The organism is Streptomyces sp. BBFR2 (assembly GCF_044497305.1).
Lineage (GTDB): Bacteria > Actinomycetota > Actinomycetes > Streptomycetales > Streptomycetaceae > Streptomyces.
The window spans coordinates 3,562,157-3,576,046 of record NZ_CP172415.1; the positions used below are offsets into that span (position 1 = coordinate 3,562,157).

Genomic DNA, 13,890 nt, shown 5'->3' on the forward strand with positions numbered 1-13,890 from the left:
AGGGGCGGGGGCGTCCGCTTCCGGGCGGGGTGGCGGGTGGGGGCTCTTGATAAGTGGCCGGTCCGAGACGATCTTGGGTGTGCCTGTGGCCCCGCGCGGGGGCGCGGGGGCGGCCGCCGGACGCGCGGGAACCTCCGCACCCCATTGTGTGTCGTCTACATCTATCGAGGAGTGCCGTGCCCGTGAGCCGAGCAGTGCCGCCGGACATCCTGTCGCCCGAATTCCGTGCCGACCCGCACGGCGCCTACCGCGTACTGCGCGACGACTTCCCGCTGATCCACCACGCGGCCACCGACAGCTACGTCCTCTCCCGCTACGAGGACGTCGAGCGCGCCTTCAAGGACCCGGTGTTCACCACCGGCAACTACGACTGGCAACTGGAGCCGGTGCACGGTCGCACCATCCTCCAGATGAGCGGCCGCGAACACGCCGTCCGCCGCGCGCTGGTCGCCCCGGCGTTCCGCGGCAGGACCCTGGAGACCGCGTTCTTGCCGGTCATCGAGCGCAACGCCCGCGAACTGGTCGACGCCTTCCGGGGCGACGGCAGCGCCGACCTCGTCGCACAGTTCGCGACCCGCTTCCCCATCAACGTCATCGTCGACATGCTCGGCCTCGACCGCGCCGACCACGACCGCTTCCACCGCTGGTACACCGCGATCATGGGCTTCCTCGGCAACCTCGCCCAGGACCCGGACGTCGCCGCCGCCGGACTGCGCACCCGCGACGAGTTCGCCGCGTACATGCTCCCGGTCATCCGCGAACGCCGCGCGCACCCGGGCGACGATCTGCTGTCCACGCTCTGTGCCGCGGAGATCGACGGGACGCAGATGAGCGACGAGGACATCAAGGCGTTCTGTTCGCTGCTGCTCACCGCGGGCGGCGAGACCACCGACAAGGCGCTCTCCGCGCTGATGTACAACCTGCTGCGCCACCCCGAGCAGCTTGCCGAGGTGCGTGCGGACCGGTCGCTGATCGCGCCCGCCTTCGCGGAGACCCTGCGGTACACCCCACCGGTCCACATGATCATGCGGCAGCCGTCCGAGGACGTGGCGATCGCCGGCGGGACGATCCCCGCGGGCGCCACCGTGACCTGCCTGATCGGCGCCGCCGGACGCGACGAGCGCCGCTACGCCGACCCGGACACGTTCGACATCCACCGCGCCGATCTGGCGGCCACCACCGCGTTCTCGGCCGCCGCCGACCATCTGTCGTTCGCGCTCGGCCGGCACTTCTGCGTCGGTGCGCTGCTGGCGAAGGCGGAGGTCGAGACCGGCGTCAACCTGCTGCTGGACGCGCTGCCCGACCTCGCCCTCGCCGACGGCGCGGCCCCGCGTGAGGAAGGCACCTTCACCCGGGGCCTGGACGCGTTGCCGGTCCGTTTCACCGCGGCGCGTACGCGGGGGTGAACTCCACCGGGAGCGCGGTCAGTCCGCGCATCCACAGCGACGGGTGCCACACCAGGTCCTCGGCGGGCACCGACAGCATCACGTCGGGCAGGCGGTCGAGCAGCACCTCGACCGCCGCCTGCGCGATGACCTCGGCGATCTCGGGCGCCGGGTAGGGGCAGGCGTGCTCGCCGTGGCTGAACGACATGTGGGCCTGGTTGCTGTCCGTCCCGGGCGCGGTGAAGTCCGGGCTGACCTGCGGATCGTTGTTGGCGGCCGCCAGGCCCATGACCAGCAGGTCACCTGCGCGGATGCGGCGCCCGCCGAGCTGGGTGTCGCGGGCGGCCCACCGGCCGATGTAGTTCTGCGTGGGGGTGTCCTGCCACAGCACCTCGTTGAGGGCCTGGCCGACGCTGCGGCGGCCACCGGAGAGCGACACCGCGAAGCGGTCGTCGGTCAGCATCAGCCGCAGGGTGTTGCCGATCCAGTTGGCGGTCGGCTGCTGGGCGGCGGCCATCACCACCAGCAGGTCGATGACGACCTCTTCCTCGGCCAGCTTCGCGTGGTGGGTCAGCAGCCGGGACGGTACGTCGGCGGCGGGCCGGGCCTTCCGCTCGTGGACCAGCCGGGCCATCCGGGCGGCGACCCGCTGGTGCGCCTCGATGGCGCCGGGCCCCTCGTCCAGCGATTCGGAGATGTCCTGGACGAGCTGCGGCACCTCCGTCGGCGCGATGCCGAACAGTTCGGTGACGACGAGCAGCGGCAGCCGCAGCGCGTAGTGGGCCATCAGATCGGCCTCGCCGCTGCCGGCGAACGCGTCGATCAGTCCGTCGGCGAGCCGTTCGCAGATCTGCCGCAGTTCGAACTGGTCGATGGCGAGCAGCGCGTCGCTGATCGCCCCGGAGCGGCGGCGGTGCTCGGCGCCCTCCGCGAACATCACCGACGGCTGGTAGCCGACGAACGGCATCAGCGACCAGTCGGCGGGGATCGACTCCCAGGCGTGCCAGCGCCGCGAATCGCGGGCGAACAGCTCGTTGTTGGACGTGACCTGGTGCACCTCGCGGTAGCCGAGGACGAACCAGGCGGGGATGTCGCCGTCCAGCAGGACCGGTGCGACCGGCCCGTGCTCGCGCCGCAGCTCACGGTAGAGCCGCGCCGGGTCGCCGCTGAGCTCTTCGCCGTAGAGCCGGACGGCGCCGGACGGGTGGGCGGCGGCGTGCGCGGGGCAGCCGGGCGGGGGGAACTGCTCGGTCACGGGGTGGCCTTCGCACTCTCGTGAGGGGCGGACAGGGAGTAGAGGTGGTTGGCCAGCGCGATCAGTACGGCCTTGCTGGACGCGCGGTCGCGGGCGTCGCACCGCACCAGCGGGATCCCGGGCGCCAGGTCCAGCGCCTCGCGGACCTGCTCCAGGGTGTGCTGCGGCCCGCCGAACTCGTTGCACGCCACGATGAACGGCATGCCGTGCGCCTCCAGCCGGTCGATCGCGTACCAGGAGTCGTCCAGGCGGCGGGTGTCGACGAGGACGACGGCACCGAGCGTCCCGGCGAACAGCCGGTCCCACAGGAACCAGAAACGCTCCTGGCCGGGGGCGCCGAACAGGTACAGCACGGCGCTGTCGTTGATGCTGATGCGGCCGAAGTCGAAGGCGACCGTCGTCGTGGACTTGGTCTCCACGCCGGTCGGGTCGTCGACGCCGACGCCCGCCCGGGTCATGGTCTCCTCGGTGCTCAGCGGACGGATCTCGCTGACCGACCTGACCATGGTGGTCTTGCCGACGCCGAAGCCGCCGACGATGACGATTTTCAGGCCGTTGTCCGCGGTGGCCCGCAGCGGGGTGCGGGACGGGGCGGCGTGGGCGTCCGGCGCCGGTGCGGCTCCGGGGGGAAGGTCAGAGGCGGTGGAGTGCAACGAGCACCTCCTTCAGCAGGTCGGTGTCGGGAAGGTGGTCCGCGGCGACCGCCCGGGGGTGACGGGCCGTCACCTTGCCGGTGTCCAGCAGGTCCGACAGCAGGATCCGTACGACGCTCACCGGCATCCGCAGCTCCGCGGAGACCTCCACGACGGCCATCGGGTGGCGGCACATGGACAGGATCCGCACGTGCTCCGACTGCATGCCGGGCGCCGGATCGCATTCGCTGACGATCAGGGTGACCACATCGAGGTGCCGGTCTTCGGCGGCGCGGCTGCGGCCCCCGGTGACGGTGTAGAGCCGGTCCGGATCGTCGTCGGGACCGAGTCGCTTCATGCCTGCTGCTCCGGGCTGAGTGTGCGGCCGCCCTCGCCGCGCGGGGCGGCGGCGAGGTAGTCGCCGATCTGCTCGACCAGCTCGTTCATGGTGAAGCCGATGAGGCCGACGTCGGCGTCCTCGACGGCGAGGAGGGCCAGGTGGGCGCCGTGTCCGGCCTCGACTATGAAGAGGATGCCGCCGTGGAACTCCGTCATCGCCTGGCGGATGCCGCCGGTGCCGTCGCCGAACTCCACGGACGCGCCGTGCGACAGGCTCTGGATGCCCGACGCGATGGCGGCGAGCTGGTCGGCCTGATCGATGGTCAGACCCGGGGAGTGGCACAGCTTCAGGCCGTCGCGGGAGAGCACCAGGGCGTGGCGGGCGCCCGGCGTCTTCTGGAGCAGGTTCTCCAGCATCCAGTCGAGGCTGCGGTCGGTCGTGTTCGTCATCGGCTCTCGTCCTCCGGGGGAGCGGGGGTGGGGGTGTTACGAAGGGTCGGGGGCGCCACCGGGGGCCCCGGGGCCGCCGTGGGCCGCGCCGCCGTCGCCGGACGCCGGGTGGCCGGGGTCCGTCCCGCCGTCGCGCCGGACGGCCCGGCGGAAGGTGCGGAACCGATCGGCGGCCTCCTCGTGGGAGCGGGCCGGGCGCGGTGCGGCGGGCCGCGGCGCGGGCTTCGGCGCGGCACCGGGCAGCGACGAGGCGGCCAGCGTCTGGCCCCGGCGCCGCTTGGGCAGTCCGCTCTCGCCGAACTCCTGCGGGGGCGCGGCCGCCCGGCGGTGCTGCTGCTGCGGCGGGACGGCGGCGCGCGGTGCGGGGGCCTCGGGCGCGGCGGGCGGCTGCGGCGCGGCGGGCCGCAGCTCGGCCGGCGGGAACGGGTCGAGCGGCGCGACCGGCTCGGCCGGGCCCCGGTGCGAGCCGTGGCGCGGCGCGGACTCCGACGGGGTGCGGCGCGCCGCGTGACGCGGCCCGGCGGTGCGGGTCAGCGACTCGGGCACGGTGTCCGGGACGACGGGCCGCTCCGGCTCCCGCACCAGCGGCCGGCCCTCGGTGATCAGTTGCTGCGGGATGAGCACCACGACGCTGGTGCCGCCGCGCGCCGACGGGCGGAACGACACGTTCAGGCCGTGCTTGCGGGCCAGGCAGCCGACGACGGCGAGGCCGAGACGGGTGCCGGACAGCGACATCAGGTCCAGGGAGTCGGCGGAGACCGCGGCCTCGGCGCGGCGCAGCGCCGTCTCCCCCATGACCAGTCCGCTGTCCTCGACGCTGACGACGACGCCCGCCTGGGTCTCCTCGACGTAGACGTGGACGGCGGACGACGGCGGGGAGAAGGACGTCGCGTTGTCCATGATCTCGGCGAGGGCGTGCATGACGCCCTCGGCCGCGTGCCCGGCGACCGCGAGGGTGCTGCTGTTGTGGAGCTGGACGCGGCGGTAGGCGCTGATCCGGCCCATGGCGCCGCGCAGCACGCTCTCCATCGGGATCGGCTTGTTCCAGCGGCGGCCGGAACGGGCGCCGGTCAGCACGGCGATGGAGTCGGCGAGCCGTCCGGCCTGCGCCGTGGAGTGGTCGAGCTGGAGCAGGTCGCCGAGGACGTCCTCGCCGTGCCGGTGCTCCATCTCGCGCAGGTCGGCGAGCATGCTCGTGGAGAGGGCCTGGACGCGTCCGGCGGCGTTCGCGCAGGCGGCCATGGCGGCGGCGCGCATCCGCTCCCCGCGGCCGACCTCCTCGGCCAGGCTGCGGACGATGCGCTGGTGGGCGGGGGCGGTGGGCAGCGGCACCCGGTTGAGCGCGGTGTCGGCGGAGGCGCCGGTGCGAAGCTGCGCGACGACGGCGGGCAGCGTCTCGTCGGCGAGCCGCTCGGCCTCGGCGCGGACCGCCTCGACGCGGGCGCGGTGCGCGCGGGCCTGCCGCATTCCGTAGACGGCGGCGGCGACCGCCCCGCTGAGTGCGACGGCCGTGGCGCCGCCGCCCCAGGCCAGGCCGGTGGCGACGGTGTCCGGGGCGGTGAGGACGGCCCACAGGCACAGCCCGCCGGTGATCAGGAGCGTGGCCACCAGGGTGAGTAGCGCGGCGCCGAGCGGCGAAGGCTCTGCCCGACGGCGGGAGGGTATCTGCGGTGACATCGGACGGGTCCTCGGAGCTCTTGCGGCGGCGGTACGGGGGAGGGGCCGGGCAGGGACGCGGACACGTTCCTGACGGGCCGTCCGGCCGACCGCACGGGCTCCGGGTCGCGGTGGGGCGCGGGCCGGTGCGCGGCGCGGGCGGAAGCGGAAGATCTTCTGCACTTTATCCGCTCGGTCGGATCCGGCAACCCTCGCCCGGGGGCGGCGGCTTGGACCGCCCCGGGGCGCCCCGGGGCACGGTGGGAGTAGACCCCGGAACAGTCGGGACATATGGGGTGATGGCGTGTCAGAGGATGCCCTTATCGGGGACACCCGAGGGTCACCAGGGGCGAGAAGTCAGGGATCCGTCAGGGGCCCGGGCGCGGTCGGAAGCGCCTGGACGGGGAGGTTCTGGAGTGGGGGCCCGGAACGGGAGAGGGAGCGGTAGTGGGGCCCGGAACGGGAGAGGGCGCGGTCCCGGGTGTGGTGAGCGGCGCGCCGGGGCCGTCTGCCTTTCCGCCGGTCCCGGCGCGGGCGCCCTAGGGGGAAGTGCGAGCGCCCTAGGGGGCGAATTAGGGGAGAAGCCCGGGTCGGCCCCACGGTGAGGGGGTTTCAGGCGGGGAGGTTCTGGAGTGGGGCCCAGCCCCGGGAGCGGGGCCCAGCCCGGGAGTGGGCCCCGGCCCCGGAGACGAGTTCCGGCATCCACCGGGCTGCTTCCCGGCGCGGGCTCCGCCGGCCTGGCCATCAGGTGACGCCACGTCCCGTGCCGGCCCCCCTCTTGACCGCTGTCCGCCCCGCCCCCCGCCTCCCCCGCCGCTCGCTCAGGCCGCCCGTCGCCCGCCTCCGGCCACAGGATGCAGCGCCGCGTACTCCAAGGGCGCCGACGGGTCGATGGAGACGTCCGCCGGTGCCGGGGCGGCTCCGGCCCGTACCAGGAGGTCGCCGACGGCGGCGATCATCGCGCCGTTGTCCGTGCAGAGCCGCAGGGGCGGCACCCGGAGGGTGAGGCCGGCCGCCGCGCACCGTTCCTCGGCGAGTGCCCGCACCCGGGAGTTGGCGGCCACCCCGCCGACCACCACCAGCGTGCCGACGCCGTGTGCGGTGCAGGCGGCCACCGCCTTACGGGTCAGGACGTCGGCGACCGCCTCCTGGAGTGAGGCGGCGCCGTCGGCGAGCGGCAGTTCCCGGCCCGCCGCGCGCTTCCGTTCCGCCCAGCGGGCCGCCGCGGTCTTCAGCCCGGAGAAGGAGAACGCGTACCGGGTGCGGGGGTCGCCGGAGGTGAGCGGCCGGGGGAAGGGGACGGCGCGCGGATCCCCCGCGCGCGCCGTCCGGTCGATGGCGGGCCCGCCGGGGTACGGGAGCCCGAAGACGCGCGCGACCTTGTCGAAGCACTCGCCCGCCGCGTCGTCCACGGTGTCCCCGAGGTGGACGATCGGATCGCGCGCCAGATCGCGGACGAGCAGCAGCGAGGTGTGGCCGCCGGAGACGATCAGGACGACGCACGGGTCGGGCAGCGGCCCGTGCTCCAGGGTGTCGGCCGCGACGTGCCCCGCCAGGTGGTGCACCCCGTGCAGCGGCACCCCGAGCGCGTACGCGAGGCTCTTCGCCCCGGCCAGCCCGACCTGGAGCGCACCGGAGAGCCCCGGCCCGGTGGTCACGGAGACCGCCCCGATGTCGGTCATCCGCAGCCCCGCGTCGTCCAGCGCGCGGTGGACGACGGGCAGCAGCGCGTGCACATGGGCGCGCGCGGCGATCTCCGGCACGACGCCGCCGAACCGCGTGTGCTCGTCCATGCTCGACGCCAGCGCGTGCCCGAGGAGCCGCCCGTCGCGCACCAGCCCCGCCCCCGTCTCGTCGCAGGACGACTCGATTCCCAGCACTACGGGGGCGGAAGGGGGCATGGGCGGGCTCCTCGGGGAGATTTCTGCGGGTCAGTTGTTATTGCGAATGATAGGCAATAGGGGCCTGGGTCGGCCCCGGCCGGGACTCCGCCCGCCCCCTGGCCGGGGGCTTCGCCCGGCTTGGCCTCCGGGGCCCCACTCGGCTCGGCCCGGGACTCGCCACGCTCCCGGCCATCACCCGGCCCCCGCGCCGTTCCGGCCCGCCCCAGGGGGCTCCGGACCCGCCCTCCCCCTGGGGCCGCACCCGTCCCCGCCCTGGGGCCGCACCCGTCCCCGCCCGGAGGGCACCCCCGCCCCCCTCAGTAGAGTGCGGAAACGTCCCCGGCCCCCCGGCCGCTTCTCCCCACCCCACCGGCCGCCCGGCGGCTCCCGAGGTTCGAGGTACTCGGCAGTGACCTCCCAGGCATCCCCTCCGCTCCCCGCCCCGCCCGTGCTCACCGTCGTCGGTATCGGCGCCGACGGCTGGGACGGGCTGGCCCCCGCCTCCCGCGACGCGCTGCGTACCGCCGGGGTGCTCCTCGGCGGCGCCCGCCAGCTCGCCCTGCTGCCCCCGGAGTGCGCCGGTGAACGCGTCACCTGGCCGTCGCCGCTGCGCCCCGCCGTGCCGGGGCTGATCGCCGCCCACGCCGGACGCGGGCTGACCGTGCTGGCCAGCGGCGACCCGATGTTCCACGGCATCGGCCGCACCCTCACCGAGGTACTGGCCGCCCTCCCCGACGCCCCCGGGGCGCCCCGCCCCCGGCTGCGGGTCCTGCCGCACCCCTCGTCCGTCGCGTACGCCTGCGCCCGGCTCGGCTGGCCGGTGGCGGGCACCGAGGTCGTCTCGCTGGTGGGGCGCCCGGTGGCGAGCCTCGCGCGGGTGCTGCACCACGGGCGCCGGGTGCTGGTCCTGTCGTCCGGCGCGGACACGCCCGCGCGGATCGCCGGGGCGCTGCGGGAACGCGGCTTCGGCCCGTCCCCGATGCGCGTCCTGGAGCAGTTGGGCGGCCCCGCCGAGGCGCGGACCGACGGCACCGCCGCCACCTGGGAGCGCCCGCCCGGCGACCCGCTGAACGTCGTCGCCGTCGAGTGCGTCCGCGAACCGGGCGCGCTGCGGCTGCCGGTCGTCCCCGGCCTTCCCGACGAGGCGTACGACCACGACGGGCAGCTCACCAAGCGCCACGTGCGGGCCGCGACGCTCGCCGCGCTCGCCCCGGAGCCCGGCGAACTCCTCTGGGACATCGGCGGCGGCTCCGGCTCCATCGCGATCGAGTGGCTGCGTGCCCACCCCGCCTGCCGCGCCGTCACCGTCGAACGGGACGACGCCCGCGCCGCCCGTATCGCGCGGAACGCGGACACCCTCGGCGTACCGGGCCTACGGGTGGTGCGGGGTGCCGCCCCCGGGGCGCTCGCCGGACTCCCCGCCCCCGACGCGGTCTTCATCGGCGGCGGCCTCACCGCCCCCGGACTGCTCGACGCCTGCTGGGCGGCGCTGCCCCCGGGCGGCCGCCTCGTCGCGAACACGGTGACCCTGGAGTCCGAGGCGCTCCTGACGCGGTGGTACCGGCGCCACGGCGGTGACCTGGTACGCCTCGCCGTCGCCCACGCCACCCCCGTGGGCGGCTTCACGGGCTGGCGCCAGGCGATGCCGGTGACCCAGTGGACGGGCGTGAAACCGGGCGAGCCCGTACCCGCCCCCTCCGGGGGAGCCACCCCCGCGTCCCCCGGGGACACCACCCCCGCGTCCCTCGGGGAAGCCGCCCCGGCGCCTCCCGGGGAAGCCACTCCGGCGCCTCCCGGGGAAGCCACCCCCGCCGCCCCCGAGGACCCCACCCCCACCCCTCCGGAGAACGAGGAACGATGACCGTCCACTTCATCGGCGCGGGCCCCGGCGCCGCCGACCTGATCACCGTGCGCGGTGCCCGTACCCTCGCCGCCTGCGGGGTGTGCCTGTACGCGGGCAGCCTGGTGCCGCGCGAACTGCTCGACGGGTGCCCGCCCGGCGCCCGGCTGATCGACACCGCCCGGCTCGACCTGGACACCATCACCGCCGAGCTGATCCGCGCCCACGAGGAGGGCCACGACGTGGCCCGGCTGCACTCCGGCGACCCGTCCGTCTTCAGCGCCGTCGCCGAGCAGATGCGCCGCCTGGACGCCGCGGGCGTGCCGTACGAGGTGGTGCCCGGCGTCCCGGCGTTCGCCGCCGCGGCCGCCGCCCTCAAGCGTGAGCTGACGGTCCCGACGGTCGGTCAGACCGTGATCCTCACCCGTATCGCCGAGCGCGCCACCGCCATGCCCGAGGGCGAGGACCTCGCCACCCTGGGGCGCAGCGGTGCGCTCCTCGTCCTGCACCTCGCCGCCCGGTACGCCGACCGCGTCGTCGCCGAACTCCTGCCGCACTACGGCGCCGACTGCCCCGCCGCCGTCGTGGCCCTCGCCTCCCGCCCCGACGAACTGGTCCTGCGCGGCACCCTCGCCGACATCGCCGGCCAGGTGAAGGCCGCGGGCGTGGTCCGCACCGCCGTCATCATCGTCGGCCGCACCTTGGCCGCGGAGCAGTTCGGCGACAGCTTCCTGTACTCCTCGGACCGCGAGCGCCCGGCGGACGGCCGCGGGGGCGCCTGGGGAGCGGACTGAGGGTGTTCCCCGCCGGTTGCGATCACCCGCCGGCGGGGAACACGCTGGAAGCGAGATGCGATGAGTGCGCCACGCGCCATCGCCCCTCGACGCGACGTTCCCCCTAGGGAGCGGGGATCGTCCGGGCGGTCGGATATCCCTGAATCCGGGAAGTGGTGCGCTGAAGGGTGAGGCGAAATCATGAACCCGGCATGGCAGGCGCGACACGATCTGACCCTCAGTCAGTACCAGCCCGAATTCGATGCGCGCGTCGCCCAGGGCTACCGCCTTCTCGACGTCAACGGATACAGCGTCAACGGCGTGGATCATTACGCCACCGTATGGGAGCAGTCGCAGGGACCGCCGTGGGTGGCCCGGCACGGATTGACCAGCCAGGACCACAACAGCCTTTTCCAGACGCTGCCCGTCCAGGGATTCCGGCCCGTATCCGTGAGCGGCTGTGACCGAGCCGGTCAGCCGCGTTTCACGTCGTTGTGGCAGAAGATCCCGGGCCCGGCTTTCGAAGCCCGGCACGGTATGACCCCGGAGCAGTACCAGACGGCGATAGATCAGTTCACGGCCCGGGGATTCCGCCCCGTCGACCTCTCCTGCTATCTCGACGCGGGGCAGGTGCGGTTCGCCGCGGTCTGGGACCAGTCACCCGTTCCCGGATGGGTCGCACGCCACGGCCTGACCTCCGCCGAATTCCAGACGGAATTCACGCGTCTGACAGGGCAGGGGTACATCCTGTGGCGCGTCAACGGCTACGAGGTCTCGGGTGGCACGCGCTATGCGGCGATCTGGATCAAAGGGCCCCCGGTGACCTGGCAGGCCCGCCACGGCCTTTCCTCCGCCGACCACCAATCCGCCTTTGACGCTCTCGTGGCGCGCGGATACCGGCTGCAGAAGATCAACGGCCATACCGCGGGCGGCACCACCGCATACGCCAGCATCTGGCACAAGCCGTACCTCTCCGACGACGACGAGAAGTTCATCCGGCAGACCGTGAACACGTTCATGACCGCGCACCGCGTGCCGGGCGCCTCCCTCGCGCTGACCGACTCGGAACGGCTGATCTTCGCCCGGGCGTACGGGGTGGCCGACCCGGCCACCAACGCCCCCGTGACCACCGGCCAACTGTTCCGCATCGCCAGTGTCTCCAAGCCGATCACCGCCGTGGCGATCTTCCGGCTGATCGAACAGGGCCGCCTCACCATGAACGACCGGGTCTTCGGCGCCGGTGGCATCCTCGGCACCACCTACGGCACCCAGCCCTACGGCACCAACATCGGCCAGATCCGCGTCCAGGACCTCCTGGAACACACCAGCGGCTGGGCGCGCTCGCAGGACCCGATGTTCGGTCACCTAGACCTCACACAGCGCCAACTGATCGACTGGATGCTCGGCCGCGACGCGACGGGCGCCCTCAACGCCCCGCTGACCCACACCCCGGGCACCACCTACGAGTACCTCAACTTCGGATACTGCCTGCTCGGACGCGTGATCGAGACCATCACCGGGCTGCTCTACGAGAACGCCGTACGCCAACTCGTACTGACGCCCTGCGGTATCACCGACATGCACATCGCCGGCGACACCCTCGCCGACCGGCGCAGCAACGAGGTCGTCTACACGCAGCAGGGGTCGGTGAGCCCGTACGGCATCCGCGTCTCACGGATGGACGCGCACGGTGGCTGGCTGGCCACGCCGACGGAATTGCTGCGATTCCTCGTCCGGGTGGACGGATTCACCGGCAAGCCGGACATTCTGTCGTCCGGATCCGTCACGACGATGTCCACACCGACCACCGCCCGCACCCCCGCCGGTGACCCGACCGGATACGCCAAGGGCTGGATCACCAATTCCGCGGGAAACCGCTGGCACGACGGCGACCTCCCCGGTAACACCTCGATCCTCGTCCGCACGAGCGGCCACCAGTGCTGGGCGGTCCTGGTCAATTCCCGGGACGACGCGAATCTGGACGCGATGCGTACCGACCTGGACAACGTCATGTGGACGGTGGTGCGCCGCATCACGGACTGGCCTGCGAACGACCTGTTCTGACCATGTCGAAGGCGACTCCTGACCATGTCGAAGGCGACTGGTGAAAGCAACGGGTGAATTGACTGGCGAAAGCAACAGGTGAATACGGAAAGGGGCGAGTCGTGTCGGATCGAGAAATGGCGCGCCCCTACGGCCCCGGCTCCCCCGTACGCCCCGGCCCTTGAGGCGTGGAGCGCCCCACCACCAGCCCCGCCCGGTCGATACAGACCACATCGACCGTCACGGGTGCGCCCCGCAGCACCGCCAGCGCCTCGTCCCGCGCGGTGGCGGCCACCAGATCGCCCAGGGGCACGCCGGCGGCGGCGCACAACTGGAGCGCCCCGAGGCCCGTGTTGGCGTCCGCGACGGCCGTGGCCAGCGCCTCGTCCGCACCGGCGTGCCGGGCCAGCTCCGCGAGGAACCCCTTGTCCACCTGTGACCGCGCCGAATGCAGATCGAGGTGCCCGGCCGCCAGCTTCGACAGCTTCGCGAACCCGCCGCAGATCGTCAGCCGCTCCACCGGGTGGCGCCGTACGTACTTCAGCACCGCGCCCGCGAAGTCCCCCATGTCCAGCAGCGCGTCCTCGGGCAGCCCGTGCAGCGCCACCGCGACCTTCTCGGACGTGGCCCCCGTACAGCCCGCCACATGGCGCCGCCCGGCCGCGCGCGCCACGTCCACCCCGCGCCGGATCGAATCGATCCACGCCGAGCAGGAGTACGGCACGACGACGCCGGTCGTCCCCAGGATCGACAGCCCGCCGAGGATGCCCAGCCGCGGGTTCCACGTACTGCGCGCGATCTCCTCACCGTGATCGACGGACACCTCGACCTCGACGTCCCCGCGCCCGCCGTACCGGGCCGCCACCTCGGCGAGATGCCCGGAGATCAACTGCCGCGGTACGGGGTTGATCGCCGGCTCGCCGACGTCCAGCGGCAGCCCCGGCCGCGTCACGGTCCCGACCCCGGGCCCCGCCCGGAACACCACCCCGGATCCGGCCGGCAGCTCCCGCACCGTCACCCGGATCAACGCCCCGTGCGTCACATCCGGATCGTCCCCCGCGTCCTTCACGACCGCCGCCATCGCCCACGACCGGTCCGCCGCCAACTCCTCCTTCGCCAGCGCGAACGACGGCGTGTGCCCCTTGGGCAACGTGATCCGCACCGGGTCCGGGAACTCCCCGCTCAACAACGCCGCGTACGCCGCCGCCCCCGCCGCCGTCGCACACGCCCCGGTGGTCCACCCGGACCGCAACCCGGTATGCGCGAGCTGGGCGCCGCGGCCACCGGCGGGGGCCTGCGCTCCCTGGGCCCCCGCCGCTCCCTGCGGCCCCGGCGCGCTCGCCCCGGACGCGCTCATCGCCGCCACCTGCCCTTTCACCACCCGATCCACCGCTACGCGACCCCGCGAGCCGCCCGCCCATGTTCCCCTGCCGCGCCCCACGGCACGTGGACCGGGTCACCCACTGCCCTACGGAACCACCGCTCCGCCGCCGCCCGGAATGCCCGGCACCGGACGGATCCGCCGCCCCCTTTCGGCCTGCCGTCGACCGAATCACGCCTCATAAAGGTGGCTTCTGCACGCATCACTTAGAGTGAACGGCTGTCTCTCCTGCCGCACAGGACAGACGGAAAAC

General features: G+C 73.8%; 11 protein-coding genes. 4 read left to right on the forward strand and 7 right to left on the reverse strand.

Annotated elements, in window-relative coordinates:
• Positions 1-182 precede the first annotated feature (182 nt).
• Positions 183-1,406 carry a cytochrome P450 gene (locus tag ACGH2B_RS14120; RefSeq protein WP_399088615.1) on the forward strand — a complete coding sequence of 408 codons (1,224 nt, stop codon included), beginning with the start codon at positions 183-185 and terminating at the stop codon, positions 1,404-1,406.
• On the opposite strand, the gene ACGH2B_RS14125 is transcribed toward ACGH2B_RS14120, so the two are convergent.
• From ACGH2B_RS14125 to tsaD, 6 genes are all read right to left on the reverse strand, one after another.
• The gene (locus ACGH2B_RS14125) at positions 1,381-2,640 is read right to left on the reverse strand and encodes a cytochrome P450 (protein ID WP_399088617.1); all 1,260 of its coding nucleotides are present in this window, start codon (positions 2,638-2,640) and stop codon (positions 1,381-1,383) included. The genes ACGH2B_RS14120 and ACGH2B_RS14125 overlap by 26 nt on opposite strands.
• Positions 2,637-3,293 (reverse strand): GTP-binding protein, encoded by a 657-nt coding sequence (locus tag ACGH2B_RS14130; RefSeq protein ID WP_399088619.1) that lies wholly within the window; start codon positions 3,291-3,293, stop codon positions 2,637-2,639. The genes ACGH2B_RS14125 and ACGH2B_RS14130 overlap by 4 nt, the downstream gene beginning before the upstream one ends.
• Positions 3,274-3,630 carry a DUF742 domain-containing protein gene (locus ACGH2B_RS14135; protein ID WP_399088621.1) on the reverse strand — a complete coding sequence of 119 codons (357 nt, stop codon included), beginning with the start codon at positions 3,628-3,630 and terminating at the stop codon, positions 3,274-3,276. The genes ACGH2B_RS14130 and ACGH2B_RS14135 overlap by 20 nt, the downstream gene beginning before the upstream one ends.
• The gene (locus tag ACGH2B_RS14140; RefSeq protein ID WP_399088623.1) at positions 3,627-4,061 is read right to left on the reverse strand and encodes a roadblock/LC7 domain-containing protein; all 435 of its coding nucleotides are present in this window, start codon (positions 4,059-4,061) and stop codon (positions 3,627-3,629) included. The genes ACGH2B_RS14135 and ACGH2B_RS14140 overlap by 4 nt, the downstream gene beginning before the upstream one ends.
• Before the next feature lie 36 nt (positions 4,062-4,097).
• Positions 4,098-5,738 (reverse strand): sensor histidine kinase, encoded by a 1,641-nt coding sequence (locus ACGH2B_RS14145; protein ID WP_399088625.1) that lies wholly within the window; start codon positions 5,736-5,738, stop codon positions 4,098-4,100.
• Between the two features lie 800 nt (positions 5,739-6,538).
• Positions 6,539-7,618: a tRNA (adenosine(37)-N6)-threonylcarbamoyltransferase complex transferase subunit TsaD gene (gene tsaD / locus ACGH2B_RS14150; RefSeq protein WP_399088627.1), complete on the reverse strand. Its 1,080-nt coding sequence runs from the start codon at positions 7,616-7,618 to the stop codon at positions 6,539-6,541.
• A gap of 391 nt (positions 7,619-8,009) precedes the next feature.
• Here tsaD and cbiE point away from each other — a divergent pair, with 391 nt between their 5' ends.
• From cbiE to ACGH2B_RS14165, 3 genes are all read left to right on the forward strand, one after another.
• The gene (gene cbiE, locus ACGH2B_RS14155) at positions 8,010-9,461 is read left to right on the forward strand and encodes a precorrin-6y C5,15-methyltransferase (decarboxylating) subunit CbiE (RefSeq protein ID WP_399088629.1); all 1,452 of its coding nucleotides are present in this window, start codon (positions 8,010-8,012) and stop codon (positions 9,459-9,461) included.
• Positions 9,458-10,234: a precorrin-4 C(11)-methyltransferase gene (cobM, locus tag ACGH2B_RS14160; RefSeq protein WP_399088631.1), complete on the forward strand. Its 777-nt coding sequence runs from the start codon at positions 9,458-9,460 to the stop codon at positions 10,232-10,234. Before cbiE ends, cobM begins: the two co-directional genes overlap by 4 nt.
• 180 nt (positions 10,235-10,414) lie before the next feature.
• Positions 10,415-12,277, forward strand: coding sequence for a serine hydrolase (locus ACGH2B_RS14165; protein WP_399088633.1), 1,863 nt, complete (start codon positions 10,415-10,417; stop codon positions 12,275-12,277).
• Positions 12,278-12,404: 127 nt separating this feature from the next.
• Here ACGH2B_RS14165 and ACGH2B_RS14170 read toward each other — a convergent pair whose 3' ends face one another.
• A complete protein-coding gene (locus ACGH2B_RS14170; protein ID WP_399088635.1) occupies positions 12,405-13,613 on the reverse strand; it encodes a cobalt-precorrin-5B (C(1))-methyltransferase in 1,209 nt (402 codons plus the stop codon).
• Positions 13,614-13,890 lie beyond the last annotated feature (277 nt).